This window comes from Streptomyces sp. NBC_01334, assembly GCF_035983595.1.
In the GTDB taxonomy this organism is placed as follows: domain Bacteria; phylum Actinomycetota; class Actinomycetes; order Streptomycetales; family Streptomycetaceae; genus Streptomyces; species Streptomyces coriariae.
In genome coordinates, this window is sequence record NZ_CP130718.1 from 2,149,782 (window position 1) to 2,175,658 (window position 25,877).

Here is a 25,877-nt window from a genome sequence, read left to right on the forward strand (position 1 = left end):
TGGCTGAAGGTCCCCGTCACCGACTCACGCAGAGGTCAGAGGGCCGTCCATGGGACACAAAGGTGCCAAAGGCCGAGTCTAACGGGGTGGAGGTGTACGGATGCGCCCGCGGGCTGCCCGGCCGGTTCTCAGGTGAGATACGCCGGGGTGCTCACGGGCAACGTAAATCGGAACTCGGCGCCGCCGCCGGGAGCGCGGCCGACCGTGATGACGCCGCCGTGGGCTTCGACGATGCCCTTGACGATGTACAGCCCGAGGCCCGTTCCGCCGCGCTTGCTGCCCCGCCAGAAGCGGGTGAAGACGCGGTTCATGGACTCCTCCGGGATGCCTGCGCCCTCGTCGCTCACGGTGACCGACGTGCCGGTGTCCTCTCCCTCACGGGGGGACGCGGCGGGCGTGACATCGATCGTGACGGTTCCCTCGCCGTGGCGCACCGCATTTTCGATGAGGTTGCTGAGCACCTGGTCGACCTTGTCGGGGTCGGCCCACAGGGCGGGCAGCGGCTGCTCGAGACGCAGCAGGAACCGGTCGGCGGGCTGTCCGGCGGCGACATAGGCCTGGATGTGCCGCCCCACGGCCGCGCCCATGTCGACGGGCTGACGGCGCACCTCCAGCCGTCCCGAGTCGATGCGCGAGATGTCGAGCAGCTCGGCGATGAGGCGGGTGACCCGGTCCGCGTCGGCGTCGACGGTCTCCAGCATCAGCCGTTTCTGGTCGTCGGTGAACCTCGACCACTTGGCGAGCAGGGTGGCCGTGAAGCCCTTGACCGAGGTGAGGGGCGAGCGCAGCTCGTGGGCGACGGTGGCGATCAGCTCGGCGTGGCTGCGTTCGGTGCGGCGGCGGGCCTCGGTGTCGCGGATCGAGACGACGACCCGGCGGACCGGTCCGGTGGGTTCGCCGCGGACGTACCGCACCGTGACGAGCACCTCGCGGCCTCCCGGCAGCAGCAGGTTGCGCTCGGGCTGTCCGACCCGGATGGCGAGGCCGCCGTAGGGGTCGGTCAGCTGCCACCAGCGGCGGCCTTCGAGGTCCTCCAACGGCAGCGCCTTCTCGAGCCGCTGTCCGAGGGCGTCCTCGGCGGGGACGGCGGTGATGCGCTGGGCTGCGGCGTTGAAACAGACGACGTGCCCGCGTTCGTCGGCGACCACGAGCCCGTCGGGCAGGTCGTCGGGGTCGATGCCGAGACCGGCGAGGTCACCGGCCGGCCGGGGTGCGGAGGCGTCGGGAACGGCCTGCGCATCCCGTGTACCGCTCATGCCGACGCTCATTCCCCGTACCCCACCTCTCAGACGACTGAGGGGCCCCCGAGCTGGTCACCCTACTAGCTCTCGGTGACGGAGCGGCACCCTCCGGAGGCGCGCTGTGCACGGGCCGATGCATAGAGACATACGGCGGCGGCGGTCGCGAGGTTCAGGCTCTCGGCCTTCCCGTGGATCGGAACCCGCACGACGGCGTCCGCGAGATCCCGGGTCTCCTCCGGGAGCCCCCAGGCCTCGTTCCCGAACACCCACGCCGTGGGCCCGCCCATCGTCCGTTTGTCCAGCTCGTCGTCGAGGTCGTCGTCCCCGGCGCCGTCGGCGGCGAGGATCCGCACCCCGGCGTCCTTCAGCCCGGCCACGGCCTGTTCGACGGGGACCCCGACCGCCACGGGGAGGTGGAAGAGGGAGCCCACGGAGGCGCGGACGGCCTTGGGGTTGTAGAGGTCCACGGAGGCGTCGGTCAGGACGACGGCGTCGGCGCCCGCGGCGTCCGCGCACCGCAGGACGGTGCCGGCGTTGCCGGGGTCGCGCACATGGGCCAGTACGGCGACCAGCTTCGGCCGGGCGGCGAGGATCTTCTCGAAGGGCGTGTCCAGGAACCGGCAGATGCCGACCAGCCCCTGCGGGGTGACGGTGGTGGAGATGTCCTCGATGACCTGTTCGTCGGCGAGGTGCACCCGGGCGCCGACGGCGCGGACCTCGCCGATGATGTCGGCGTACCGCTCCGCGGCCTCGACGGTGGCGAACAGCTCCACGAGGGTCGCGTCGCCGCCGGTCCGGTGAGCGGCCGCCTCCCGCACGGCCTGCGGCCCCTCCGCGAGAAACAGCCGTTCCTTGCCCCGGAAGTTCCGCCTGGCGAGCCGCCGGGCGGCGGAGACCCGGGGGGAGCGGGGGGAGATCGGCTCGGGGGTGGCGGAGAGCATGGGCGGTTCGCTTTCACCAGTCACTCGGGTACGGACACAACAGGACCCGCAGGCTGCTGAAGCCTGCGGGTCCTCAAGTCACGTCGGCTCAACGCCGGCGCGGCGTCACGCGGCCTTGGGCGCGTTCACGTCCGCCGGGAGGGCCTTCTGCGCGACCTCGACCAGCGCGGCGAACGCGGTGGCGTCGTTCACGGCCAGCTCGGCGAGGATCTTGCGGTCGACCTCGATGTTCGCGGCGTTCAGACCCTGGATGAAGCGGTTGTACGTGATGCCGTTGGCGCGGGCAGCCGCGTTGATGCGCTGGATCCACAGCCGACGGAAGTCGCCCTTGCGCTTCTTGCGGTCGTTGTAGTTGTAGACCAGCGAGTGGGTGACCTGCTCCTTGGCCTTGCGGTACAGGCGCGAACGCTGACCGCGGTAGCCGGAGGCCGCCTCGAGGATCGCCCGGCGCTTCTTGTGGGCGTTGACTGCCCGCTTGACGCGTGCCACTTGTTTAACTCCTTGTAGCGGGGCCGTGGTTGGACTCACACGGCCCGGAATCGATTTAGTCCCGGTCTGAGGTCAGGCGCGGGTCACGCGCCCGACGTCACTTGCCGAGAAGCTTCTTGATCTTCGCGGCGTCGCCCGGGGCCATCTCGGCGTTGCCGGTGAGGCGACGCGTCACGCGGGACGACTTGTGCTCGAGCAGGTGGCGCTTGCCGGCGCGCTCACGGAGCACCTTGCCGGAGCCGGTGATCTTGAAGCGCTTGCTGGCACCGCTGTGCGTCTTGTTCTTCGGCATAGCGCCGTTATCTCCTCGTCGGTGGCGTTCCGGTGCCCGGTCGTGAAACCGGGCACGGTGGAACGTCGCTTGTGTCGGTTACGTCCTTGGGACTCGCGTCCCGCGGATCACGCCTCGGCGGAAGCCTCGGCAGGGGCCTCGGCGTCAGCCTCGGCGCTCACGACGTCGGATTCGACGTCACCCTCGGCGTTGACGGCGTCGGCATCCGCGGCGTTCTGCGAACGACCCGGGTTGGCCTTCGCCTCGGCCTTGCGGGCCTCCTGCGCCTGACGGGCCTCGGCCATCGCCTCGGTCTTCTTCTTGTGCGGACCGAGAACCATGATCATGTTTCGGCCGTCCTGCTTCGGGTTCGACTCGATGAACCCGAGGTCCTGGACGTCCTCCGCGAGACGCTGGAGCAGTCGGTAGCCCAGCTCGGGCCGGGACTGCTCACGACCGCGGAACATGATCGTGATCTTGACCTTGTCGCCCTGCTTGAGGAACCGAACGACGTGACCCTTCTTGGTGTCATAGTCGTGCGGGTCGATCTTCGGCCGGAGCTTCATCTCCTTGATGACCGTGTGCGCCTGGTTCTTGCGCGCCTCACGGGCCTTCATGGCCGACTCGTACTTGAACTTCCCGTAGTCCATGAGCTTGCAGACCGGGGGGCGGGCTGTCGCCGCGACCTCGACCAGGTCCAGGTCGTACTCCTGGGCAAGCTCCAGTGCCTTGGCCAGGGGGACGATGCCCACCTGCTCGCCACTGGGACCGACAAGTCGCACCTCTGGAACGCGAATCCGGTCGTTGATGCGGGGCTCGGCGCTGATGGATCCTCCTAGATAGCACCACACGGCAGTCTGGCGAACGGCCGCGTAACGTCTTGGTTGTTAGTCCTGTAACCACGCCGAAGCACAAAAAATGCCCCGAACGATCACATGCGGGGCTCCAAGCACTACCGGAGCACCGCCGCGTGAACGCGGGGCGCGCTACCGGGCGACTCCATCGTCCGTACGGAACGATGGTGGCCGCCTGACCGGGGTGACCCGCCGTCCGTGAGGACAGTCGGGTGGGAGTTCGGAGCCTCCACTTGTGGGCCGGGCCCGCCTGCTGAGGGGCACGCGTGTCCGACCGGTCGTTACACGAGATTAGCAGTCTGCGCCAGGAACGGCCAATCGAGCCTCGGTACGGAGACCGGGCGGGCCTGCGCCTATCGTGTGGGGCATGAGTGACTCCTCCCCCGCCGGCTCCGCCGAGACCCCCGGCGCCCCCGACTTCGACGAGATGACCCGCGACATCGCCGAGGTCCCCGCCGTCGAGGTGATCGTGACGGTCGCCGTCAACCTGATGAGCGCCGCCGCCGTGAAGCTGGGGCTCACCGAGGAGGGCGACAAGTACAAGGACCTCGACGAGGCCCGCAAGCTGATCCACGCCCTCGCCGGCCTGCTGGACGGAAGCGCGACCGAGATCAGCTCCTTCCACGCGGCGCCGCTGCGCGACGGTCTGAAGTCGCTCCAGCTGGCGTTCCGCGAGGCGTCGATCGTCCCGGACGAGCCGGGCCAGGGCCCGGGCGAGAAGTACACGGGCCCGATCTACGGCTGATCCCGCTTCTCCGCTTCTCCGCTGGGCCGGCGCAGCCGCCGGTTCAGCTCTTCACGTACAGGGGCTCGCCCGGAGGCGTCGTCCCGGCCGGCAGCAGTGCCAGGTCGAGGCCGCGCACCAGGCGGGCCCTCAGTGTTTCGTCGGCGGCCAGCCGCCCGGCCACCGCACGGGCCGCCTCGGCGGGGACGGCGGCCGGGTCGAGGACGAGGGCGAGGGTGCCGTCCGCCTGCCCCGGCCCGAGGTGGGCGCTGAGGACCTCCGGTGCGGCGGCGACCGCGGCCCGCACCGCCGCCCGCACCGCCGGATCGGCGAGCGGGTCGGTCGACGTACGGCCCTCGGCGAGCGCCAGCAGCGCCGGCCCGGTCAGTTCGAAGGCCACCGGTCCTGCCAGGTCGAGGACGACCGTGTCCGCCTTCTCGTGGACGGCCGCCTGGAGCGCCTGGTGCAGCGGTACGGCGACCGGGCGGGCCTCCGGGTCCCAGCGGGCGAGGGAGTCCGTCGACGTGAACGCGGGCAGCGCGGTGCGACCGCCCGCCTTCAGCGTGGGCACCGCCATGTCGCTGGTCTTCTCGCGGCGCAGTCCCTTCTCGTCCTCCTCCACCTCACCCAGCACGGCCACCACGGGCACCAGGAGCCGGGCGCCCTTGAGGGCCGCCAGGACCGGGCCCACGGCGGTGCGGTCCTCGGCCCAGGCGGCGAGCGCCGCGCTCAGCCGGGGGTCGGCGGAGCCGTCGTCGTCGGAGAAGCCGGAGTCGGGAATGTTCTTGTTCGCCACGGTCGTCGACCCTATCGGGGGGATGATGCTGCGCTTGTGCGGGGCCCGAAACACGGCCGTGACGCCTTTCACCGGATTCTCAGACATCCCTGACGTGCCTCTAACCTCCGTCTAACGGTGCGCACAGTCGCCGCCCCGAGCATCGACGGTCATGGAGTCCTCCAGAGCACGTCGCAGCCGCCGCGCTCGACCCTCCCGGCGCCGTCCGCTCCTCTGCACCGCGCTCGCCACGGTCGCCGTCCTCGGGGCCACGGCGGGCGGGACCGTCTACGTGAAGGCACAGGCGCACTCGGGTACCGGAGTCGTATCGTCGTCCTCCGCGACGCCGTCGGCGTCCGGTTCGGGGAGCGGAAAGGTGTCGGTGGAGACGGTGGCGGCGCCCGAGGTGGACCACGACGCGCTGCTCGCGTCCGCGATGAAGGCGGTGACCGTGCCGGGCGACGCGGCCGTGTCCGTGGCCGTGCTCGACCTCGACTCCGGTGACGACGCCACGTACGGCGAGAGTGCCTTCGACACGGCGAGCATCGTCAAGGTGGACATCCTGGCGACGCTGCTGCTCCAGGCACAGGACGCGGACCGCCGTCTCACCGCGGCCGAGAAGACGTACGCCACCGCGATGATCGAGAACAGTGACAACGACTCGGCGTCGGCGCTGTGGCGGATCATCGGCAAGGCACAGGGGCTCGACGCCGCCAACGAGCGGTTCGGGCTGACGGACACCGCGGGCGGCGACGACATGCTGTGGGGGCTGACGCAGACCACGGCCGCCGATCAGCTCACCCTGCTCCAGCAGGTCTTCGGGGACGACTCGGAGCTGAGCGAGGCGTCGCGGACGTACCTCCGGGGCCTGATGGGGCAGATAGCCGTCGACCAGCGCTGGGGAGTCTCGGCGGCGGCCGACGGCTCCTCGTGGGCGCTGAAGAACGGCTGGCTGGCGCGCAGCACGACCGGGCTGTGGGACATCAACAGCATCGGCCGGGTGACCGTCGACGGCCACGACTGTCTGGTGGCCGTGCTGTCGAACGGCAACGCGACGCAGACGGCCGGGATCTCGCTGGTCGAGCAGGTGGCGCGGACGGCGGTGTCGGCGCTGCGGGGCGGTGGCGCTTCGACCTCGGCCTCCGCGTCGGCCTCGCCCTCCACCGCCGACTAGCCGGCGGGTCCCGTCACGGCTGGAGTGTCTCGTAGGCCCCGGGCCGGTCGCGCTCGCGGCGGCCGCGCCACAGGAAGACCGCCGCCACCAGCATCACTCCACCGGCGCCGCCCGCGAGCAGGCCCGCCCAGTCGGCCGGGTCGTCGTCCGCCTTCGGCTTGTCCGGGCCGGAACCGAAGTACTGCTCGCCGTAGGCCGCCGATTGCAGACCCTCCGGCTTGAGGTCGGCGGCGGCCGTGATCGCGGCGGCCGGGTCGATGAACCCGAAGCCGCGGGAGTCGTCGCGCCCGCCGGTGGGGGCGTTGCGGGCGGTGTCCTCCAGGAGCTTCTTGATCTGGGCCGGGGTGAGCCCGGGACGGGCGCCCTTGATGAGCGCCACGGCCCCCGAGACGAAGGCGGACGCGGCGCTGGTCCCCCAGCCCTCGTAGTACTTGTGGTCCGGGTCGGCGATGACGACGTCGACTCCGGGCGCGCTGACCGTGGCGTACCAGCGGCGGGTGGAGAAGGAGGCGCGGGTGCCGTAGCGGTCGACGGCGGTCGCGGCGATGACGCCCGGGTAGGCGGCCGGGTAGGAGATGTGGTCGCCCTTCTCGCCGCCGTTGCCGGCCGAGGCGACGACGACCGAGCCCTTCTTCAGCGCGTACTGGACGGCCTCGTCCTCGGCGGGCTCGGGGTGGGCGGAGGCGGAGTCGTCGCCGAGGGAGAGGTTGATGACGTCGGCACCCTGGTCGGCGGCCCAGCGGATGCCCTCGGCCAGGGCGTTGCCCCGGGTGTTGCGGGCCTTGGTGCGCTGCGGGTCGCCGTCCTCCAGGATCACGCGGACGGGCAGGATCTTCGCCTCGGGGGCGACACCCAGCACGCCGTCGGCGTTGCCGCTGCCATGGCCGTGACCGGCGATGATGCCGGCCATCGCGGTGCCGTGGCGGGCCCACGCGCGGTCACCGGGACCGGCTCCGAAGCCGACCATGTCCTTGCCGGTGAGCACGTTGCCGGTGAGGTCGGGGTGGTCGGCCTCGACGCCGGTGTCCAGGACGGCGACGGTGATGCCCGCGCCCTTGGTGGTCTGCCAGGCCTCCTGCGTGTGCAGGGCCTCCAGGGCCCACTGCTTGGCACGGATGCCGTCGGCGTAGGCGGTGGAGGGCGGCACGAGGGCGACGGCGGCGGCGAGGAGACAGCACAGGAGCCCGGCCCTGCGGGTCGTACGGCTCGTACGGGTGCTCATGAGGGCTGCTCCGAGGGCGTGACGGCGGTCTTGCGCAGGCCGCGCTCGATGCGGTCGGCGAGGCCCTGGGCCTCGTTGCCGAGGCCCGCCTGCGCGGGGGCCGTGGTGGCGCCCGCCGCGGTGGCCGCCGGGGCGGACTGCGGGGTGTCGACCACGCGTCCGTCGGCCCAGCCGGAGACGGCGTAGACGACGACGGGCACGTCGGTGAGGACGGAGACCGTCCACGCCGCGCGCTGCTTGTCGCCGAACGCGGCCGCGACGGTGCCCTTCACCGCGTACGGCCGGGGCATCAGATCGGCCCGCTCCGCCAGCTTCTCCTTGGTGAAGCGGGTGTCGAGCGAACGCATGGCGGCCGCGTCGGCCGTGGTGAACAGCAGACCGACGGTGGTCACATGGCTCTGGGTGGCGTCGGTGTAGGTGGCCCGCAGGAGCCGTCGGCAGCCGACCGGGGCGAGGGTCTTGAGCAGCAGCGGGTCGAAGGCGTCGGCGCAGTCGCCGTCCGGGGCGACGGCGATCCGCGTCCAGGTGCGGTCGGCGCCGCCGGGGCCGGCGCCCTGACCGTCGACGGTGGGCGGGAACAGCTGATCGACCGGCACGTTGTGCCACAGACCGCCGGCGGTGGTGTAGGTACTGCGCTCGGCGGCGTCCGCCGAGTCCCCGACCAGCCAACTGCCGGTGACCGCACCGCCGATGAGCCCCATGCCGAGGACGGCACAGACGGCGACCGCGACGACGCGTCCCCGTCGGCCGAAGATCCCGGACATGTCCCTGTACCCCTCGGGGCGCGCGAAGGTCACCACGGGGCGGGTGGCACCGAGGGTGCCGCCGGGGGCCATCGGAGCGCTCCAGGACAGGGACGGATCGGGGCCGCTCGCCGCACCCGGGCCGCCGTCGGTCCGCTGCGCGGCCTCCGGCGTGGGGGACGCGGCGGGAACGGGCGGCACGGCGAACCCGGGCTGCCGCACGGCCGCCCCGGGGCTCCAGGCCGGCCCGTCGTCCGTGACCGCCGGACCCGCCCGGGAGTCACCGCGCAGACCGCCCTGGGCGCCCTCCGCCTCCGTCTCCCGCCGACTCCGCCCGGGCGCGGGCACCCAACTCCGGGGCAACGGCGACCAGGCACTGTCGGACGCTGACGCGGACCCGGCCGCGGACGAGGGGGCACCCGTCGCGCCCGGGGGACGGGAGGACGGCGGCGGGCCGGCGGGCCGGGAAGGCGGCGGCGAGCCCGCGGGACGGGAAGGCCGCGGCGGGACGACGGGGCGGGTGCCCGCGCCGGCGGGGTGAGCGCCCGCACCCGCGGAGAAGAAGTCGCCCGCGGCGGCAGGCCGGGAGCTGCCCGAGCCGCTGGGGTGCGTGCCCGGGCCCGCGGAGAAGAGGTCGCCCGAGTCGGCGGGACGCGAGCCGTTCGAGTCGGCGGGACGCGAGCCGCCCGGACCGGCGGGACCGGCGGGACGGGAGCCGTTCCGGCCTGCGGGGCGTGAGCTGCCCGGGTCGGCGGGACGAGTGCCCGCGGGAGCGGCAGAACCGCCGGGAAGGGAGCCCTCGGGGCCGGCGGGACGCGGAGGTCCGTCGGCGGAGGGGCGGGCGCCGGTGGCACCGGTGGGAGGGGAGCCCTCGGGGCCGGCCGGGCGGGTGGCCTCCCCGTCGGTGGGACGGGGAGCGGCCGTACCGGCGCGAGGGGCGGCGCTTCCCGGGGCCGCGGGACGCGAGTCCTCCGAGGCGCCGGGGCGGGTGGCCGGCCTGGTGGGCCGGGGGGCGCGGCGGAAGTCGTGGGGCGGGGCCGGACGGGGGACATGGGGAGCCGCCGGACGTTCTTCGGCTCGCGGGGGCGTCCCGGCGTCGTCGCGTCGTGGGGCCGGGGCGGGGCGGGCCGGCTGCGGCGGGATGTCCGGGAAACGGGCCGACGCGGGCGGCGGGGGCGGGGTCATGGCGTCCGTGTGCTGGGCCCGCAGGTCGGTGAAGCGGGGGGCGGTGCGGGAAAGGGAGGGATCGGGGCCCGCCGAAGGGAAGCCGTCCCCGGCAGGGCGGAAGCCGTCACCCGAGGAGGGAAAGCCGTCCCCGGCAGAGGGCAAGTCGTCCCCGACCGTGGGCTCGCCTGCCTGGGCGGTCGCCTTCGCTCCGGCCGGGCCGGGATTCGCCCCGTGCGTGGCGTCCCGTTCAGCCTGCTGCCGCGGTCGGCCGGTCGGCGTCCGAGGCGGCGCGGCGGGCTCGTGCGGCTCGGCAGCGGGGGTCGCCCGGCGCCCGGGGTCGCGTTTCAGCGGCTCGGCGGGGGCCTGGCCGGTGCTCTCCCGGTCCGTCGGGGCGGTCGGGGGCTGGGCCGGGCGGGGCGGGGCGGCGGGCCGGGGCGGGACGCCGGGGTGGGGCGGCACGTCCGGGCGCGGGGGGACCGAGGCGCGGCGTGCTTCCGTACTCATGCACCCCCCGTTTCCTCGTCCCCGGGCCGTCGTATCGGTACGCGGGCGGACGGTCTCGTGCCCGCGCGGCCCGGCGCGGACGCGGCAGTCCGCCCTGGGCACGCATACCCGCACGGGGGGACCGGCATCCCGACGCGGTTGCCCGGCCGGAGCCGTCCTCCGTGCGTGCGCGTCACTCTACGGCTTGTCGCCGGGCGAACGGGAACCAGTCCGCGACGCCCGGGGCTTCTGCCCGGAACGTCCCCCTACCCTGCGGTAATCCTGTCTGGCAGGCTTCGTTCATGACTGCGCGCGCCGCCGACCGGGCCCGTTACGACCGGGCCACCGCCCATCTCGACGCACCTCTCGCCCTCGTGGACCTGGACGCCTTCGACGCCAACGCCGAGGACCTGGTCCGCCGGGCCGGCGGCAAGCCGATCCGTGTCGCCAGCAAGTCCGTACGCTGCCGGACGCTGCTGGAACGCGTCCTGGCCAAGGACGGCTTCGCCGGCATCATGTCGTTCACCCTCGCCGAGTCCCTGTGGCTGGCCCGGTCCGGGTTCGACGACATCCTCCTCGCCTACCCGTCGGCCGACCGCACCGCCTTCGCCGAACTGGCCGCCGACCCCAAGCTCGCCGCCGCCGTCACCGTCATGGTCGACGACGTCTCCCAGCTCGACCTCATCGACGGCGCGCGCGGCGAAGGGCGCGAAGTCATCCGGGTCTGCCTGGAGTTGGACACCGCGCTGAAGTTCCTCGGCGGCCGGGTCCGGGTCGGCGCCCTGCGCTCGCCGCTGCACTCCCCCGCCCAGGTCGCCGACGTGGCGAGGGCGGTCGCCCGGCGGCCCGGTTTCAAGGTCGTGGGGATCATGGCCTACGAGGGGCACATCGCCGGGGTCGGCGACGCCGTCGCCGGGCGGCCCTTCCGGTCCCGGGCCATCCGGCTGATGCAGGCCACCGCCCGGCGCGAGCTCGCCGAGCGCCGCGCCGCGGTCGTGCGCGCGGTGCGGGCCGTCGTACCGGATCTGGAGTACGTCAACGGCGGCGGCACCGGCAGTGTGCAGCACACCGCCGCCGAGGACGCGGTCACCGAGATCGCGGCCGGGTCGGGGCTGTACGTGCCGCGTCTGTTCGACAACTACACGTCCTTCAGCGGCCGTCCGGCGGCCCTGTTCGCCCAGCCCGTCGTCCGGCGGCCGGGAGTGGGGGTCGTCACTGTCCTCGGCGGCGGGTATCCCGCGTCCGGTGCCGCGGGGCCCGACCGGCTGCCCGTGCCGTACCTGCCGGAAGGGCTGCGGTACGACCCCCAGGAGGGGCCGGGCGAGGTGCAGACGCCGCTGCTCGGCTCCCCCGCCGACGATCTGCTGATCGGCGACAAGGTGTGGTTCCGGCACGCGAAGGCCGGTGAGCTGTGCGAGCGGTTCGACGTGCTGCACCTCGTCGAGGGGGACGCGGTGACGGCGACCGTGCCGACCTACCGGGGTGAGGGGCAGACCTTCCTGTAGGCGGCCGGCCGTGGGGCGTCCTAGAGCGGGGTCACATAGGCCCCGGAGATCCCGCCGTCCACCAGGAAGTCGGAGGCGTTGACGAAGGAGGAGTCGTCGCTGGCCAGGAAGGCGACGGCGGCGGCGATCTCCTCGGCCTCGGCGAACCGGCCGACGGGGATGTGGACCAGCCGGCGGGCGGCGCGCTCCGGGTCCGTGGCGAACAGTTCCTGGAGCAGCGGGGTGTTGACCGGCCCCGGGCAGAGGGCGTTCACGCGGATGCCCTCCCGGGCGAACTGCACGCCCAGCTCACGGGACATGGCGAGGACACCGCCCTTGGACGCCGTGTACGAGATCTGCGAGGTGGCGGCGCCCATCCGGGCCACGAAGGACGCCGTGTTGATGATGGAGCCCCTGCCCTGGCGCCGCATGTAGGGGATCGCGGCCTTGCAGCACAGGTAGACGGAGGTCAGGTTGACCTCCTGGACGCGCTTCCAGGCCTCGAGGCCGGTCTCCAGGATGGAGTCGTCGTCGGGCGGGGAGATGCCGGCGTTGTTGAAGGCGATGTCGACGCTGCCGTAGGTGTCGTAGGCGGTCTTGAACAGCGCCTCGACCTGCTCGGGGTCGGTGACGTCGACCTTCACGAAGGTCCCGCCGACCTCCTCGGCGGCGGCCTTGCCGCGGGTCTCGTCGACATCGCCGCAGACGACGTGCGCGCCCTCGGAGGCGAGCCGGCGCGCGGTGGCGAGGCCGATGCCGCTGCCGGCTCCGGTGATGACTGCGGTGCGGCCGACCAGACGGCGGCAGATGATCTCGTCAGGCGATGCGGTCACTGTGCGGGGCCCTCCGTGCTGATGAAGACGTTCTTGGTTTCGGTGAAGGCGGTCAGGGCGTCCGGACCCAGTTCACGGCCGACGCCGGACTGCTTGTAGCCGCCGAACGGGGTCCAGTAGCGGACGCTGGAGTGGGAGTTGACGGACAGGTTGCCGGCCCGGACCGCCTGGGAGACGCGCAGCGCCCGGCCGACGTCCCGGGTCCAGATGGAGCCGGAGAGGCCGTAGGGGGTGTCGTCGGCGAGCCGGATCGCGTCCGCCTCGTCGGTGAAGGGGAGCAGGACGGCGACGGGGCCGAAGATCTCCTCACGGGCCGCGGGCGAGTCGGGTGCGGCGCCGGTGAGGACGGTCGGCGGGAACCAGAAGCCGGGGCCGTCGGGCGCGGTGCCGCGCAGCGCCTCGGCGTCTTCGGGGACGAACGACCGTACGCGGTCCACCTGTTGCCGGGAGATCAGCGGGCCCATCCGGGTCTTCTCGTCGGCCGGGTCGCCGACCGTCACGGCCGCCAGTTCCCGCGCCAGGTGGTCGGCCACCTCGTCGTAGACCGATTCCTGGACGAGGACGCGGGTGCGGGCGCAGCAGTCCTGGCCGGAGTTGTCGAGGAAGGAGAACGGGTCGACCGCGGCCTTCAGGTCGGCGTCCGCGAAGACGATGTTGGGGCTCTTGCCGCCGAGCTCCAGGGTCACCGGCTTGACCTGCCGGGCGCAGCGTTCCATGACCTCGCGGCCGGTGCGGGTGGAGCCCGTGAACACGATCTTCGCCACGCCCGGGTGGTCGACGAGCGCGCGGCCGGCGACGGCTCCGTGGCCGGGCAGTACCTGGAAGAGGTGTTCCGGCAGGCCTGCCTCCAGGGCCAGTTCGGCCAGGCGCAGGGCGGTGAGCGGGGTGGTCTCGGCGGGCTTGAGGACGACGGCGTTGCCTGCCGCGAGGGCCGGGAAGGAGCCCCAGGCGGCGATGGGCATCGGGAAGTTCCAGGGGGCGATCACCCCGACCACGCCGAGCGGCTCCTGGAAGGTGATGTTCCAGCCGCCGGGTACGGGGATCTGGCGGCCCAGGAGCCGCTCGACGCCGCCGGCCGCGTACAGGAGCAGGTCGCGGGCGTTGCCGGCCTCCCAGCGGGCGTTCCCGAGGAGGTGGCCTGCCTCGCGGACCTCGAGGAGCGCCAGTTCCTCGACGTGCGCGTCGACGACGTCGGCGAAGCGGCGCAGCAGCCGGGCCCGGTCGGCCGGGGCGGCGGCCGCCCAGGCCTTCTGGGCGGTGCCGGCGCGGGCGACCGCGCGGTCCACGTCGGCCGCGTCCGCGGCCGGGATGGTGGCGACGATCTCCTCGGTGGCCGGGTTGAGAACGATCAGCTCGTGCGGAAGCGACCGCGCATCGGACGAAGAGGGACGGGACAAGGAGGGGCTGGACGCGGAGGGACCGGGCAGGGAGGGACCGGACAAGGAAGGGCCTTTCGCGGGCGGGTGCACGGGCGGGTCCGTCAGAGACGTTCGAAGGAGCGGCGCAGCTCCCAGTCGGTGACCGCCGCGTCGAAGGCCTCCAGCTCGACGCGTGCCATGTTGCGGTAGTGCGCGACGACCTCCTCGCCGAACGCGGCCAGCGCGATCGGGCTGTCCGCCCAGATCTCGGCGGCCTCGCGCAGGGTGGTCGGGACGTGGGCGTACTCGGCGGTGTAGGCGTTGCCGGGACAGGCCTCGGGCAGCTCCAGCTTCTGTTCGATGCCGTACAGGCCCGCCGCGACCAGACCCGCGACCGCGAGATGCGGGTTGACGTCGCCGCCGGGCAGCCGGTTCTCGAAGCGCATCGAGCGGCCGTGGCCGACGACGCGGAGGGAGCAGGTGCGGTTGTCGTATCCCCAGGCGACGGCGGTCGGGGCGAAGGAGCCCGGCTGGAACCGCTTGTAGGAGTTGATGTTCGGGGCGTAGAGGAGGGAGAAGTCGCGCAGGGCGGCGAGCTGTCCGGCGAGGAAGTGCCGCATGACGTCGGACATCCCCCCTTCCCCGTCTCCGGCCATGACGTTGGTGCCGTCGGCGTCGGTGAGCGAGAGGTGGATGTGGCAGGAGTTGCCCTCGCGCTCGTTGAACTTGGCCATGAAGGTCAGCGAGACGCCCTCCTGGGCGGCGATCTCCTTGGCGCCGGTCTTGTAGATCGCGTGCTGGTCGCAGGTGACCAGGGCCTCGTCGTAGCGGAAGGCGATCTCATGCTGGCCGGGGTTGCACTCGCCCTTGGCGGACTCGACGGTGAGTCCGGCGCCGGCCATCTCGTTGCGGATGCGGCGCAGCAGTGGCTCGACCCGGCCGGTGCCGAGCACCGAGTAGTCGACGTTGTACTGGTTGACCGGGGTGAGCCCGCGGTAGTTCGCGTCCCAGGCGGCCTCGTAGCTGTCCTTGAAGACGATGAACTCCAGCTCGGTGCCGACCTGGGCGGTGAAACCGTGCCCGGCGAGGCGCTCCAGCTGGCGGCGCAGGATCTGGCGCGGCGCGGCGACCACGGGCGAGCCGTCGTTCCAGGCCAGGTCGGCGATGAGCAGGGCGGTACCGGCGTTCCACGGCACGCGGCGCAGGGTCGACAGGTCGGGGCGCATGGCGAAGTCGCCGTAGCCGCTCTCCCAGGAGGACATGGCGTACCCGTCGACGGTGTGCATGTCCGTGTCGACGGCGAGGAGGTAGTTGCAGCCCTCGGTGCCGTGCTGGAGGACCTCGTCGAGGAAGAACTGGGCGGCGAACCGCTTGCCCTGGAGACGCCCTTGCATGTCGGGGAAGGCCAGGACGACAGTGTCGATCTCACCGCTCGCGACGTGAGCGTGCAGCTCCTCGACGCCGAGCGGGGGTGTGCGGTCTGCCACGGGAAGGGCCTCCTTCGGCTTTCCCGGCTCCCCCGTCTTCTTCGGGCGGGCCGGGAGCCATAAGGTATTGCGGAGAACCATTGCTTGGGAAGGGGGCGCGGCCAGATGTCGGTGGACGCTGACGGCGGACCGGACGACCGGTTGACGCCGGTACTGCGGCCGGTGCGGGCCGGGAACGGCTTCGAGGAGGCGCTGGAGCAGATTCTCCAGGTGGTACGGCTGGGCCTGGTGCCGGGCGGCGAACGGCTGCCGGCCGAGCGGGACCTGGCGGATCGGCTCGGGATCAGCCGGGTGACGCTGCGCGAGGTGCTGAAGGTCCTCCAGGACCAGGGCCTGGTCGAGTCCCGACGCGGCCGCTACGGCGGAACGTTCGTGCTGCCGCGTACGGACGCCGGCGGCGAGGACGAACTGCGGCGGCGGATCGCGGAGGTCGACATCGAGGACGTGCTGCGCTTCCGCGAGGTGCTCGAGGTGGGCGCGGCGGGCCTGTGCGCGACCCACGGGCTGACGGACGAGCAGGCGCGGCGCCTGCGCGAGGCGCTGGCCCGCACGGCGGACGCGCCGCTGGCCGACTACCGCCGCCTGGACACGATGCTCCACCTCACCCTGGCCGAGCTGTGCGGCTCGCCCTCGCTGACCGCGCGGTACGCGGCGGTCCGGGCCACGGTGAACGACCTGCTCGACTGCATCCCGCTCCTGGTGCGCAACCTGGAGCACTCGCAGCGGCAGCACCTCGCGCTGGTGGAGGCGGTGCTGGACGGGGACGCGGACGGGGCGCGGGAGATGATGCGGGAGCACTGCGCGGGGACGGCCGCCCTGCTCAGGGGCTTCCTGACGTGAAATGGTATGAATACGATCCATTGCGGCGATCATTGCGGGAGCGGGAGGGCACATGACGGACGGTTCACGGCCGCTGATCGGCGTCAGCACGTATCTGGAGTCCGCGGCGCGCTGGGGCGTGTGGGCGCTGGACGCCGCGCTGCTGCCCGTCGGGTACCCGCGGCTGGTACAGCGGGCCGGCGGGCTGGCCGCGATGCTCCCGCCGGACGCTCCCGAGCACGCGGCGGCGACCGTGGCCCGGCTCGACGGCCTGGTGATCGCGGGCGGCCCCGACGTCGAGCCGGTCCGCTACGGCGCCGAGCCGGACCCCCGCACCGGGCCGCCGGCGCGGGAGCGGGACGCCTGGGAGCTGGCCCTGATCGAGGCGGCGCTGGCGGCGGACCTCCCGCTGCTGGGCATCTGCCGGGGCATGCAACTGCTGAACGTCGCGCTCGGCGGCACCCTGACCCAGCACATCGAAGGACACGCCGAGGTGGTCGGCGCCTTCGGCCGGCACCCGGTCAAGCCGGTCCCCGGCACGCGGTACGCGGCGGCCGTCGAGGAGGAGACCTCCGTACCGGCCTACCACCACCAGGCCGTGGACCGTCTCGGCACGGGCCTGATCCCGTCGGCGTACGCCACGGACGGCACCGTGGAGGCCGTCGAACTACCGTCCGCGAACTGGGTACTGGGCGTCCAGTGGCACCCGGAGATGGACGAGGACGTACGGGTCATGCACGCCTTGGTGACGGCGGCGCATACCCCGGGGTGCGCGTTGGTGACGGCGGTGCACCCACCCAGCCCGTCCGGCGTTTGAGGACGAGGCCCCTTCGGGGCCGAAGGGGGGTCCGGGGCCACCGCCTCCGGGGAAGGGAAGGGGCGGCGGGGGCGGGAGAACCTACCCCCGCGTCAACGACAACAGCTCCCGCGCCGGCCCGGCAGGCCGATGCCCCGTGGGCCACACCGCCCGCAGATCGCGCGCCAGCGCAACCCCCTCCACCGGCACCTTCACCAGCCGCCGCAGCCCCAGCTCCTCACCGACCGCCAGTTCACTCAGCACGGCCGGCCCCGCCCCACTGACCGCCGCCGCCTTGACCGCGGTCGTCGAGGAGAGCTCGATCAGCGGCCGGGCCAGACCACCCAGCGCCGTGTCGAGCACCTGCCGGGTCCCCGAGCCCTTCTCGCGCAGGATCAGCGGCGTCGAGGCCAGCTCCGCCGCGGGCAGCGGCCGCCGCCGGCGGGCCCACGGGTGGGCGGGCGCGACCACGACGATCAGACGGTCGTGGGCTATCACGGCCGAGTCCAGGCCGGGCGGCACCGTGAGGCCCTCCACGAAGCCGAGGTCCGCCTCCCCGGAGAGCAGCCGCTCGGCGACGGCCGCCGAGTTGCCCGCGAGCAGCGAAACCGCCGTGTCCGGCCGCCCGGCGCGCAGCGCGAGCAGCCAGCCGGGCAACAGGTACTCGGCGATCGTCATGCTCGCCGCCACCCGCAGCCGCGAGTCACGGCGGACCCGCAGCGCCTGCGCCCCCGCGTCGAACGCCCGCGCCGCCTCGACGACCCGCCCCGCCCAGTCCGTCACCAGCGCACCGGTGTCCGTGAGCCGGGAGCCGCGCGGCGAGCGGTCCACCAGGGCCACGCCCAGCTGGCGTTCCATGGAACGGATCCGGCTGCTCGCGGCCGGCTGCGTGATGCCGAGCTCCCGCGCGGCCGCGCCCAGGCTGCCCAGCCGTGCCACCGCCAGCAGCAGCTCCAGCGCGCCCAGGTCCGGGACACGGTGCGCGATCGAACCCGTTCCGCCGTCCGCGGGCTGTTCCTCGACACTCCCCATAAGCCCAGCTTATGTCCCCATAGAGTCGTACTCCCTGGTCGCGGGAGGGCGGCCGGGCGACCGTGGAGGCATGGTCACCGCCGCCCAGCCCCTGTACGCCCTCCCCCGTGTGCCCGCCGGCGCCGTCCGCCACCTCGGACCGAACTGGTACGCCACGGTCATGGGGACCGCGATCCTCGCCACGGCGGGAGCCGCGCTCCCCGTCCGCCCGCCGGGGCTGCGGCCGCTCCTCGCCGCCTGCTGGGTCCTCGCGCTCGTGCTGCTGCTGGCCCTGCTCGGTGCCCGCGCCCTGCACTGGCGCCATCACCGCGACCAGGCCCGCGCCCATCTGCTGGATCCGGCGACGGCGCCGTTCTACGGCTGTCTGGCGATGGCGCTGCTGGCCGTCGGGGGCGGCGCCCTCACCGTCGGCCGGGACTGGATCGGCATCCGGGCCGCGGTCGCCCTCGACGCCGTGCTGTTCACCGTCGGGACGGCCGTCGCCCTCACCGCCGCCGTCGCCGTCCCGTACCTGATGGCCCTACGCCACCGGGTGCGGGCGTCCCAGGCCACGCCCGTGTGGCTGCTGCCGCTCGTCGCGCCCATGGTGTCCGCCGCGCTCGGGCCGCTGCTGGTGCCGTACCTGCCGGCCGGGCAGCCGCGGCAGACGCTGCTCCTGGCGTGCTTCGCGCTGTTCGGACTGAGTCTGCTCGCCACGCTCGCCATGCTGCCGGTCGTGTTCGCGCGGCTGCTGACCGGCGGGCCGCTGCCCCTCGTCCTCACCCCGACCCTGTTCCTCGTCCTGGGACCGCTCGGGCAGTCCACCACCGCAGTCGGAAAGTTCGCGGAGGCCGCTCCGGGGGTCCTGCCCGGCCCGGACAGCCGCGGTCTCGCCGTGCTCGCCGTGCTGTACGGGGTGCCCGTCATGGGGTTCGCGCTGCTCTGGCTGTGTCTGGCCACCGCGCATGTGGTGCGGGCCCGCCGGCACGGGATGGGCTTCGCGATGACCTGGTGGGCGTTCACCTTCCCGGTCGGCACCTGTGTGACCGGCGCGGCGGCGCTGGCCCGGCACACCGGGCTGTTCGCCTACGACGTGCTCGCCTGCGCGCTGTACGTCGTCCTCGTGGCCGCGTGGGCCGTCGCCGCCACGCACACCGCCCGCGGGCTGCTCAGCGGTGAGCTGCTCGCAGCGCCTCGCCCAGCACCTTCGGCGCCTCGGCGAGCGACGGCCCGTACCACGTCAGGTGCCGTCCGCTGAGCAGCGCGCAGGGCAGACCGGGAAAGGCCTCCGGGCCGTCGTCGGCGGTGAAGCGATAGGGCTCGTCCGGCAGCACGACCAGGTCCGGTGCGGCGGCGAGCAGCTCCTCGACCGGGATCCGCGGATAGCGTTCGGCGTGCCCGGCGTAGAGCTGGTCGACGCCCAGGCGGGCCAGCACGTCCCCGGCGAAGGTGTCGCGGCCCAGCACCATCCACGGGCGCCGCCAGATCGGTACGACGGCCGTCCGGCGGCGGGTGGGCGGCAGCGGCGCCGCCCACGCCTCCTCGGCCTCGTCGAGCCACCTCGGCCGCGAGGGCGCCCCGCACGCCCGGAGCACCCGCGCCAGCTCACCGAAGGCCTGCGGGAGGTCGCGGATCCCGGTCACCAGGACCTCGAGGCCGGCCGCGCGCAGGTCGGCCAGGTCCGGTTCCCGGTTCTCCTCCTCGTTGGCGATCACCAGGTCGGGGGCGAGGGCGGCGATCCGGTCGACCCGGGGGTTCTTGGTTCCGCCGATCCGGACGACGTCGAGGTCCGCCGGGTGAGTGCACCAGTCGGTGGCGCCGATCAGGGCGCCGGGCGCGGAGGAAGCCACCGCCTCCGTGAGCGACGGCACCAGCGAGACGATCCGCACTACCGCTTCCGGCCCCGGTCCCGGTCCCGTACCGCCTCGATGTGCTCCGCCACGGCGACGACGACCACCCGGGTGTCCGGCACTGTCGCCCGCCAGCGGTGACGGACCCCGCCGGTGAGGTACAGGGTGTCGCCGCGGCCGAGGCGGTAGGCGCGGCCCTCCGCCTCGATCTCCACGGCGCCGTCGGCCACGTACATCAACTGGTCGTTGCGGTACTGGAACTCACGGCCCGCGTCGTGGTCGCCGGTGAACTCCGAGGCGTGCATCTGGTGGTGACCGCGCACCAGGGAACGCGAGCGCGGCTCCGGCTCGGGCCCCGGACCCGGCTCGGTCACCTCGGCGCGCACGACGTCCACGCTGCACGCGGGATCGGCGGCGGCGAGGAGCTCGACGGCCGTGGTGCGCAGGGCGTCGGCGACCTTCTCCAGGGAGCTGGTGCTGGGCCGCGCGCGCTCGTTCTCGATCTGGCTGAGGAACGGGACCGACAGGCCGCTGCGCTCGGCCACGACGGCGAGGGTGAGCTCCAGGGACCGGCGTCGGCGCCGCACGGCCGCGCCCACCCGCAGGGGCTGTTCTTTGTGGTCGCCCATCGCTCCGGCTCCCTCCTTAGCTCGTCGCTGTCATGACGTCCTCTACGCCCTCTGAGGAGTTGTCTGCACCCTACGCATGTTCGGCAAACCGTTTCATGCGCCCGTCACATCGAGGACACCTGGCGTAACACCGGACCTCACAGTTCGCGCCAGTCGATCGGACCCCGGACACGCCGGGCACGGACCCGCCCACCGGTTGTCCGGTTCAATGCGCGAACGGCCGCGCATGTTCCCGCTCGTCCCCGGAGTCGCGGAGGCCTCGGCTCGGGCATGGGCGTAGCTCTCCGTACTTGGCCGGATTCTTGCCGTGTCAGGGCAGCGGGCGGACGGGGCCGGACCGGCGCCGTGCCGGGGCGGGAGGGGCCCGGAACGCGTGGGAACGACACGAGGGGCGGGCCCCGACGCGGGCCCGGAGGCCGTACGTCGGTGCCCGCCCCTCGTCGGGCGGTCGCGGTGCTGTCAGGTCACCGGGCCGCCCGGCTTTCCTGCCCCGAATCGGCGACCGGTACCCACTTCTCCACCAGACCTGGATTCTCCTTCAGCCAGGTCCGGACCGCGTCCTGCTCCTTGCCCTTGCCGGCCTTCTGGATCCGCGCCTCCAGACCGGTGAGCTGGGCCTCGGTCATACGGAAGTTCTTCAGCCACTTGCCGACCTCGGGGTTGTCGGCGGCGAAGCCCTTGCGAGCGACGGTGTGCACGCCGTCTCCCTTGCCCCAGGCGCCCCGGGGGTCCTCGAGCTTCTTCAGGTCGTAGTCGCTGTACGCCCAGTGCGGCGACCACAGGGTGACGACGATCGGCTTCTTGGCGGCGTACGCGCGCTTGAGTTCGGCGAGCATCGCGGGGGTGGAGCCGTCGACGACGGTGTAGGCGTCGTCGAGGCCGTACTGCCCCAGGACCTTGTCCTTGAGCAGGCCCATCATCCCGGCGCTGGGCTCGATGCCGGTGATCTTGCCGTCGAACTCGGCGGCGTGGCTCTTCAGGTCCGCCAGGGAGCCGACGTCCTTCACGTACGAGGGGACGGCGAGCTCCAGGGAGGTGGGGCCGTACCAGGAGCCCAGATCGTCGAGCTGCTCGCCGTACTTCTTCCAGTACTCGTCGTGGGTGGTGGGCAGCCAGGCGTCGGTCTGGAAGTCGATCTGCCCGGTGGCGACGCCGGTGTAGAGGGGGCCCGCGGCGTACTGGGTGGTGGTGACGTCGAAGCCGCGTTCCTCCAGGAGTTCCTTCCAGAGGTAGGTGGAGGCGATGCCCTCGTCCCACGGGATGTAGCCGATCTTGACCTCCTTGCCCTTGCCGATGTCCGAGGCGGCGGCCTCGGCGGTGCCGGAGGAGGGGCCGAAGACGTTCATGCCGCCGGCGACCAGGGCGAGCACGACCACGCCGACCACGGCCACGGCCGGGCGCGGACGGTACGTCCACACCGTGCCCCGGGCCTTGGCGGCGGCGCGGCGGCCGAGCGGGGAGATCCGGGTGCCGAGGGCGCCGGTCATCCGGTCCAGGTAGATGGCGAGGACCACGATGCCGAGGCCCGCCTCGAAGCCGAGGCCGATGTCGAGCTGGCCGATGGCCTCGTTGACGGCGCCACCGAGGCCGCCGGTGCCGACCATGCCGGCGATGACGACCATCGACAGGCCCAGCATGATGACCTGGTTGATGCCCGCCATGATCGTCGGCAGGGCGAGCGGCAGCTGCACACGCAGCAGGGTGTCGCGGGGCGTCGTGCCGAACGCCTCGGCGGCCTCGACGAGTTCGGCGTCGACCTGGCGGATGCCGAGCTCGGTCATCCGGACGCCCGGGGCGAGCGCGAAGATCAGGGTGGCGATGACGCCCGCGGGGACGCCCATGCCGAAGAACAGGATGGCCGGGATCAGCAGGACCATCGACGGCATCGTCTGGAGCAGGTCCAGGACGGGGCGCAGGGTGGCGCTGACGGCCTTGGAGCGGGCGGCCCAGATGCCGAGCGGGAGGGAGATCACCAGGGCGATCACCGTGGCCACGAGCACCAGGGAGAGCGTCGACATCGCCTCGTCCCACAGGGCGAGGGAGTCGATGAGGGCGAACCCGGCGAAGGCCAGGACGCCCGCGACGAGGCCGCGCAGCCACCAGGCGAGCACCGCGAGGATGCCTGCGAGGAGGAGCGGTTCGGGGGCGGTGAGGACGGTGTCGAGACCGTCGTACATGCCCTCGACGACCGTCTTGATCGCGTCGAAGAGCCAGGACATGTGGGTGACGAGCCAGTCGACGCCGGAGTCGACCCAGTCGCCGAGGTGCAGCCTAGGCACGGGCCATCACCTTCTTCCCGCCGTCGCGCGGACTGTCGCAGGCCGTCGCCCGGCCCTGTTCGTCGCCGAGGAAGCGGACGAGGCGCTGTTCCGACACGACGCCGACGAGTTTCCGCTTCCCGTCGAGGACGGCGACCGGATGGGCCAGGCGGGCGCTGAGCGCGCACAGCGCGGTGAACGGGGTGTCGGGGGTGGCGGTCTCGCAGCCGCAGTCGGCCTCGTCGCCGCGCACGGCGGTGTCCATGACGGCGGAGGCGGTCAGCACGCGGGAGCGGTCGACGTCCTGGATGAAGGAGGCGACGTAGTCGTTCGCGGGGCGGAGCAGGATGTCCTCCGCCGTGCCCGTCTGCACGATCCGGCCGTCGCGCATGACGGCGATCCGGTCGCCCAGACGCATGGCCTCGTTGAGGTCGTGGGTGATGAAGACGATGGTCTTCTTCAGCGTCTGCTGGAGCGTGAGCAGCTGGTCCTGCATGTCGCGGCGGATCAGCGGGTCCAGCGCGCTGAACGACTCGTCCATCAGGAGCAGGTCGGCGTCGGTGGCGAGGGCGCGGGCCAGGCCGACGCGCTGCTGCATGCCGCCGGACAGCTCGTCCGGCCAGGACTTCTCCCAGCCGGCCAGACCGCAGAGCCGCAGCGCCTCGGCGGCGCGCTCCTCGCGTTCGCGGCGGGGGACGCCCTGGACGGCGAGGCCGTAGGCGGCGTTGTCGAGGACGCTGCGGTGCGGGAAGAGCGCGAAGTGCTGGAAGACCATGCTGATCTTCTTCGCCCGGACCTCGCGCAGTTCGCGGTCGGCGAGGGCGGTGAGGTCCTGGCCGTCGAAGAGGACGCGTCCGGCGGTCGGCTCCAGCAGCCCGTTGAGCATCCGCAGCAGGGTGGACTTGCCCGAGCCGGACAGGCCCATCACGACGAAGATCTCGCCCGGGGCCACCGTGAAGGAGGCGTCGATGACGGCGGCCGTGGTGCCGTCGGCGCGCAGCTCCTCCCGGTCGGCTCCCTCCCGGAGCCGCTCGACTGCCTGCTGCGGTCGTCTGCCGAACACCTTGTGCAGATGTTCGGCCTCAAGCCTGGAGGACACGCGTACCTCTCGTCGGGGACAGGAATCGGAGCAGTCGCCAACAGCAAACAGTTGAAAGCGCAACCGGACACTGCTCCGAGGCCGCCCCTGCCCTGGTCCGATGGGGGCAAACGTACGAGTGGTTCAGTTCACAGCAGGTTTCACAAGAGGTTCACTCCTGCCACGGGAGTGAATACGCCCCGGATACCGGGGCACGTGTGCGGCATGATGCGAGGCGTGACCGGACGACTGATGCTCCTCGACACCGCCTCGCTCTACTTCCGCGCCTACTTCGGCGTCCCGGACTCCGTGAAGGCGCCGGACGGCACTCCGGTGAACGCCGTGCGCGGACTGCTGGACTTCATCGACCGGCTGGTCAAGGACCACCGGCCGGACGAGCTGGTCGCCTGCATGGACGCCGACTGGCGCCCCCAGTGGCGGGTCGACCTGATCCCCTCCTACAAGGCGCACCGCGTCGCCGAAGTGCGCGAGACGGGGCCGGACGAGGAGGAGGTGCCGGACACCCTCTCGCCGCAGGTGCCGATCATCGAGGCGGTCCTGGACGCGCTCGGCATCGCACGGGTGGGCGTCGCCGGCTACGAGGCGGACGACGTGATCGGCACGTTCACCGGGCGGGCGAAGGGCCCGGTCGACATCGTCACCGGCGACCGCGACCTCTACCAGCTGGTGGACGACGCCCGCGGGGTACGCGTGCTGTATCCGCTGAAGGGCGTCGGCACGCTCCAGCTCACGGACGAGGCGTGGCTGCGCGGGAAGTACGGCGTCGACGGGAGCGGCTACGCGGATCTGGCGCTGCTGCGCGGCGACCCGAGCGACGGCCTGCCGGGCGTCCCGGGCATCGGGGAGAAGACCGCGGCCAAGCTGCTGGCCGAGTTCGGCGACCTGGCCGGGATCGTGGCCGCGGTCGACGACCGCAAGGCGAAGCTGACGCCGTCGCAGCGGCTGCGGCTGGACGAGGCCCGGCCGTATCTCGCCGTCGCGCCGAAGGTGGTCAAGGTCGCCGACGACGTGCCGCTGCCGGACGTGGACACCACGTTGCCGCACGCACCGCGGGACGGAGCGACACTGGAGGCACTGGCGCAGCGCTGGGGACTCGGCGGGTCGCTGCAGCGGCTGCTGACGACCCTGGGCACACCGCCCGCGTAACCATTGCTCTCGCGTCGAGGACTGACAACCGGGCAGGCCGGGAGTCATCCTCTGCATGAGATCCGGATGAGAGGTGAGCCGACCTCTCGAACGGGGAGGGCATCACCGGGGGGAGAGATGCTAACTTAGGTATACCTAACCATACCCACATGGGAGGCCGTCATGGCAGAACGTCCGGCACGGAAGCCGCGGAAGCCCCACTCCGCGCAGGTCGTCCGCACCGAACGGCTCACCCCCCATATGCAGCGCGTCGTCCTCGGCGGCGAGGGCCTGGCCGACTTCACCGCGGGCACCTGCACCGACCACTACGTCAAACTGCTCTTCGGTCCCGAGGGCGTGACCTACCCCGAGCCCTTCGACCTGGAACGCATCCGCGCCGAGTTCCCCCGTGAGCAGTGGCCGGTGACCCGCACGTACACCGTGCGCAACTGGGACGCCGAACTCCGCGAGCTGACCCTGGACTTCGTGGTCCACGGCGACGAGGGCCTGGCCGGTCCGTGGGCGGCGCGCGTCCAGCCGGGCGAGACCGTCCGCTTCATGGGCCCCGGTGGCGCCTACGCGCCCGACACCACCGCCGACTGGCATCTGCTGGCCGGCGACGAGAGCGCCCTGCCGGCCATCGCGACCGCCCTGGAGTCGCTGCCCGCCGGCAGCGTCGCCCACGCCTTCATCGAGGTGTCGGGCCCCGAGGAGGAGCAGAAGGTCGACTCCGACGTGGAGGTCGTCTGGCTGCACCGCGGCGACCGGCCGGTCGGCGAGCGGCTCGTCGAGGCCGTACGGACGCTGGAGTTCCCCGAGGGCCGCCTGCACGCGTTCGTGCACGGCGAGGCCGCCTGCGTGAAGGAGCTGCGCAAACTCCTGCGCGTCGAGCTCCAGATCCCGCGCGAGGACCTGTCGATCTCCGGCTACTGGCGGCTCGGCCACAACGAGGACGGCTGGCAGGCCTCGAAGCGGGACTGGAACGCGCGCGTGGAGGCGGAGCAGGAGGGCACCGCACCGGCCGCCTGACCTGACGGAAGCGGC

At 72.8% G+C, this 25,877-nt stretch carries 24 protein-coding genes; 8 read left to right on the top strand and 16 right to left on the bottom strand.

All coding sequences use genetic code 11. The features are described 5' to 3' along the window. Window positions 1–128: 128 nt before the first annotated feature. The 5 genes from OG736_RS09765 to infC all read right to left on the bottom strand — a co-directional run bounded on the left by OG736_RS09765 (window position 129) and on the right by infC (window position 3,793). A complete protein-coding gene (locus OG736_RS09765; protein ID WP_327182087.1) occupies window positions 129–1,268 on the bottom strand; it encodes a sensor histidine kinase in 1,140 nt (379 codons plus the stop codon). A 53-nt stretch (window positions 1,269–1,321) separates the two neighbouring features. Continuing rightward, window positions 1,322–2,182, bottom strand: a complete 861-nt coding sequence (locus OG736_RS09770) for a TrmH family RNA methyltransferase (protein WP_327187570.1) — start codon at window positions 2,180–2,182, stop codon at window positions 1,322–1,324. A 105-nt stretch (window positions 2,183–2,287) separates the two neighbouring features. Next, a complete protein-coding gene (gene rplT, locus OG736_RS09775) occupies window positions 2,288–2,671 on the bottom strand; it encodes a 50S ribosomal protein L20 (protein WP_020132316.1) in 384 nt (127 codons plus the stop codon). 97 nt (window positions 2,672–2,768) lie between these two features. Further along, window positions 2,769–2,963: a 50S ribosomal protein L35 gene (gene rpmI / locus OG736_RS09780; RefSeq protein WP_006607578.1), complete on the bottom strand. Its 195-nt coding sequence runs from the start codon at window positions 2,961–2,963 to the stop codon at window positions 2,769–2,771. Window positions 2,964–3,070: 107 nt separating this feature from the next. Then, window positions 3,071–3,793, bottom strand: a complete 723-nt coding sequence (gene infC / locus OG736_RS09785; protein ID WP_082412612.1) for a translation initiation factor IF-3 — start codon at window positions 3,791–3,793, stop codon at window positions 3,071–3,073. 370 nt (window positions 3,794–4,163) lie between these two features. On the opposite strand from infC, the gene OG736_RS09790 reads away from it, so the two are divergent. Beyond that, complete coding sequence (locus OG736_RS09790; protein WP_057606998.1) at window positions 4,164–4,541, top strand: DUF1844 domain-containing protein; 378 nt, start codon at window positions 4,164–4,166, stop codon at window positions 4,539–4,541. Between the two features lie 43 nt (window positions 4,542–4,584). Here OG736_RS09790 and OG736_RS09795 read toward each other — a convergent pair whose 3' ends face one another. Next, window positions 4,585–5,316 carry an SseB family protein gene (locus OG736_RS09795; RefSeq protein WP_327182088.1) on the bottom strand — a complete coding sequence of 244 codons (732 nt, stop codon included), beginning with the start codon at window positions 5,314–5,316 and terminating at the stop codon, window positions 4,585–4,587. A 151-nt stretch (window positions 5,317–5,467) separates the two neighbouring features. Between OG736_RS09795 and OG736_RS09800 the strand changes: the two genes are divergently transcribed. After that, window positions 5,468–6,469 carry a serine hydrolase gene (locus OG736_RS09800; protein WP_327182089.1) on the top strand — a complete coding sequence of 334 codons (1,002 nt, stop codon included), beginning with the start codon at window positions 5,468–5,470 and terminating at the stop codon, window positions 6,467–6,469. Between the two features lie 13 nt (window positions 6,470–6,482). Here OG736_RS09800 and mycP read toward each other — a convergent pair whose 3' ends face one another. Then, a complete protein-coding gene (gene mycP / locus OG736_RS09805) occupies window positions 6,483–7,691 on the bottom strand; it encodes a type VII secretion-associated serine protease mycosin (protein WP_327182090.1) in 1,209 nt (402 codons plus the stop codon). Beyond that, a complete protein-coding gene (locus OG736_RS09810; protein ID WP_442817165.1) occupies window positions 7,688–8,488 on the bottom strand; it encodes a hypothetical protein in 801 nt (266 codons plus the stop codon). The genes mycP and OG736_RS09810 overlap by 4 nt, the downstream gene beginning before the upstream one ends. A 1,898-nt stretch (window positions 8,489–10,386) precedes the next feature. Here OG736_RS09810 and OG736_RS09815 point away from each other — a divergent pair. After that, window positions 10,387–11,589, top strand: coding sequence for an amino acid deaminase/aldolase (locus OG736_RS09815; RefSeq protein WP_054239426.1), 1,203 nt, complete (start codon window positions 10,387–10,389; stop codon window positions 11,587–11,589). Window positions 11,590–11,609: 20 nt separating this feature from the next. On the opposite strand, the gene OG736_RS09820 is transcribed toward OG736_RS09815, so the two are convergent. The 3 genes from OG736_RS09820 to OG736_RS09830 all read right to left on the bottom strand — a co-directional run bounded on the left by OG736_RS09820 (window position 11,610) and on the right by OG736_RS09830 (window position 15,246). Further along, complete coding sequence (locus tag OG736_RS09820) at window positions 11,610–12,401, bottom strand: 3-oxoacyl-ACP reductase (protein ID WP_327182091.1); 792 nt, start codon at window positions 12,399–12,401, stop codon at window positions 11,610–11,612. Continuing rightward, a complete protein-coding gene (locus OG736_RS09825) occupies window positions 12,398–13,798 on the bottom strand; it encodes an aldehyde dehydrogenase family protein (RefSeq protein WP_327182092.1) in 1,401 nt (466 codons plus the stop codon). Before OG736_RS09825 ends, OG736_RS09820 begins: the two co-directional genes overlap by 4 nt. Window positions 13,799–13,881: 83 nt before the next feature. Further along, on the bottom strand, window positions 13,882–15,246 hold the full coding sequence (locus OG736_RS09830; protein ID WP_327182093.1) for a glutamine synthetase family protein: 1,365 nt from the start codon (window positions 15,244–15,246) through the stop codon (window positions 13,882–13,884). Between the two features lie 105 nt (window positions 15,247–15,351). Here OG736_RS09830 and OG736_RS09835 point away from each other — a divergent pair, with 105 nt between their 5' ends. Further along, on the top strand, window positions 15,352–16,086 hold the full coding sequence (locus OG736_RS09835) for a FadR/GntR family transcriptional regulator (RefSeq protein ID WP_327182094.1): 735 nt from the start codon (window positions 15,352–15,354) through the stop codon (window positions 16,084–16,086). Window positions 16,087–16,138: 52 nt separating this feature from the next. Beyond that, entirely contained in the window at window positions 16,139–16,882 is a 744-nt protein-coding gene (locus OG736_RS09840; RefSeq protein WP_327182095.1) for a gamma-glutamyl-gamma-aminobutyrate hydrolase family protein, read from the top strand. Between the two features lie 81 nt (window positions 16,883–16,963). On the opposite strand, the gene OG736_RS09845 is transcribed toward OG736_RS09840, so the two are convergent. Then, window positions 16,964–17,893, bottom strand: coding sequence for a LysR family transcriptional regulator (locus OG736_RS09845; protein WP_327182096.1), 930 nt, complete (start codon window positions 17,891–17,893; stop codon window positions 16,964–16,966). Between the two features lie 70 nt (window positions 17,894–17,963). On the opposite strand from OG736_RS09845, the gene OG736_RS09850 reads away from it, so the two are divergent. After that, window positions 17,964–19,130 carry a TDT family transporter gene (locus OG736_RS09850; protein ID WP_327182097.1) on the top strand — a complete coding sequence of 389 codons (1,167 nt, stop codon included), beginning with the start codon at window positions 17,964–17,966 and terminating at the stop codon, window positions 19,128–19,130. Here OG736_RS09850 and OG736_RS09855 read toward each other — a convergent pair. From OG736_RS09855 to OG736_RS09870, 4 genes are all read right to left on the bottom strand, one after another. Continuing rightward, window positions 19,042–19,761 carry a helical backbone metal receptor gene (locus OG736_RS09855; RefSeq protein ID WP_327182098.1) on the bottom strand — a complete coding sequence of 240 codons (720 nt, stop codon included), beginning with the start codon at window positions 19,759–19,761 and terminating at the stop codon, window positions 19,042–19,044. The two genes, OG736_RS09850 and OG736_RS09855, sit on opposite strands and share 89 nt — an antisense overlap. Then, on the bottom strand, window positions 19,761–20,351 hold the full coding sequence (locus OG736_RS09860) for a helix-turn-helix domain-containing protein (protein WP_020128360.1): 591 nt from the start codon (window positions 20,349–20,351) through the stop codon (window positions 19,761–19,763). Before OG736_RS09860 ends, OG736_RS09855 begins: the two co-directional genes overlap by 1 nt. A gap of 464 nt (window positions 20,352–20,815) precedes the next feature. After that, a complete protein-coding gene (locus tag OG736_RS09865; RefSeq protein WP_327182099.1) occupies window positions 20,816–22,630 on the bottom strand; it encodes an ABC transporter permease/substrate binding protein in 1,815 nt (604 codons plus the stop codon). After that, complete coding sequence (locus tag OG736_RS09870) at window positions 22,623–23,708, bottom strand: quaternary amine ABC transporter ATP-binding protein (protein WP_327182100.1); 1,086 nt, start codon at window positions 23,706–23,708, stop codon at window positions 22,623–22,625. The genes OG736_RS09865 and OG736_RS09870 overlap by 8 nt, the downstream gene beginning before the upstream one ends. A 207-nt stretch (window positions 23,709–23,915) precedes the next feature. Between OG736_RS09870 and OG736_RS09875 the strand changes: the two genes are divergently transcribed. Continuing rightward, window positions 23,916–24,854, top strand: coding sequence for a 5'-3' exonuclease (locus OG736_RS09875; RefSeq protein ID WP_327187572.1), 939 nt, complete (start codon window positions 23,916–23,918; stop codon window positions 24,852–24,854). A 162-nt stretch (window positions 24,855–25,016) separates the two neighbouring features. Further along, complete coding sequence (locus OG736_RS09880) at window positions 25,017–25,862, top strand: siderophore-interacting protein (RefSeq protein WP_327182101.1); 846 nt, start codon at window positions 25,017–25,019, stop codon at window positions 25,860–25,862. Window positions 25,863–25,877 lie beyond the last annotated feature (15 nt).

Excerpts from the sequence above, each read along its gene's own strand:
- OG736_RS09790 (WP_057606998.1), top strand. The coding sequence starts at position 4,164 with ATGAGTGACTCCTCCCCCGCCGGCTCCGCCGAGACCCCCGGCGCCCCC.
- OG736_RS09860 (WP_020128360.1), bottom strand. The coding sequence starts at position 20,351 with ATGGGCGACCACAAAGAACAGCCCCTGCGGGTGGGCGCGGCCGTGCGG.
- OG736_RS09815 (WP_054239426.1), top strand. The coding sequence starts at position 10,387 with ATGACTGCGCGCGCCGCCGACCGGGCCCGTTACGACCGGGCCACCGCC.
- OG736_RS09765 (WP_327182087.1), bottom strand. The coding sequence starts at position 1,268 with ATGAGCGTCGGCATGAGCGGTACACGGGATGCGCAGGCCGTTCCCGAC.
- mycP (WP_327182090.1), bottom strand. The coding sequence starts at position 7,691 with ATGAGCACCCGTACGAGCCGTACGACCCGCAGGGCCGGGCTCCTGTGC.
- OG736_RS09770 (WP_327187570.1), bottom strand. The coding sequence starts at position 2,182 with ATGCTCTCCGCCACCCCCGAGCCGATCTCCCCCCGCTCCCCCCGGGTC.
- OG736_RS09875 (WP_327187572.1), top strand. The coding sequence starts at position 23,916 with ATGCGAGGCGTGACCGGACGACTGATGCTCCTCGACACCGCCTCGCTC.
- OG736_RS09800 (WP_327182089.1), top strand. The coding sequence starts at position 5,468 with ATGGAGTCCTCCAGAGCACGTCGCAGCCGCCGCGCTCGACCCTCCCGG.
- OG736_RS09880 (WP_327182101.1), top strand. The coding sequence starts at position 25,017 with ATGGCAGAACGTCCGGCACGGAAGCCGCGGAAGCCCCACTCCGCGCAG.
- OG736_RS09845 (WP_327182096.1), bottom strand. The coding sequence starts at position 17,893 with ATGGGGAGTGTCGAGGAACAGCCCGCGGACGGCGGAACGGGTTCGATC.
- OG736_RS09835 (WP_327182094.1), top strand. The coding sequence starts at position 15,352 with ATGTCGGTGGACGCTGACGGCGGACCGGACGACCGGTTGACGCCGGTA.
- OG736_RS09840 (WP_327182095.1), top strand. The coding sequence starts at position 16,139 with ATGACGGACGGTTCACGGCCGCTGATCGGCGTCAGCACGTATCTGGAG.
- rpmI (WP_006607578.1), bottom strand. The coding sequence starts at position 2,963 with ATGCCGAAGAACAAGACGCACAGCGGTGCCAGCAAGCGCTTCAAGATC.
- OG736_RS09850 (WP_327182097.1), top strand. The coding sequence starts at position 17,964 with ATGGTCACCGCCGCCCAGCCCCTGTACGCCCTCCCCCGTGTGCCCGCC.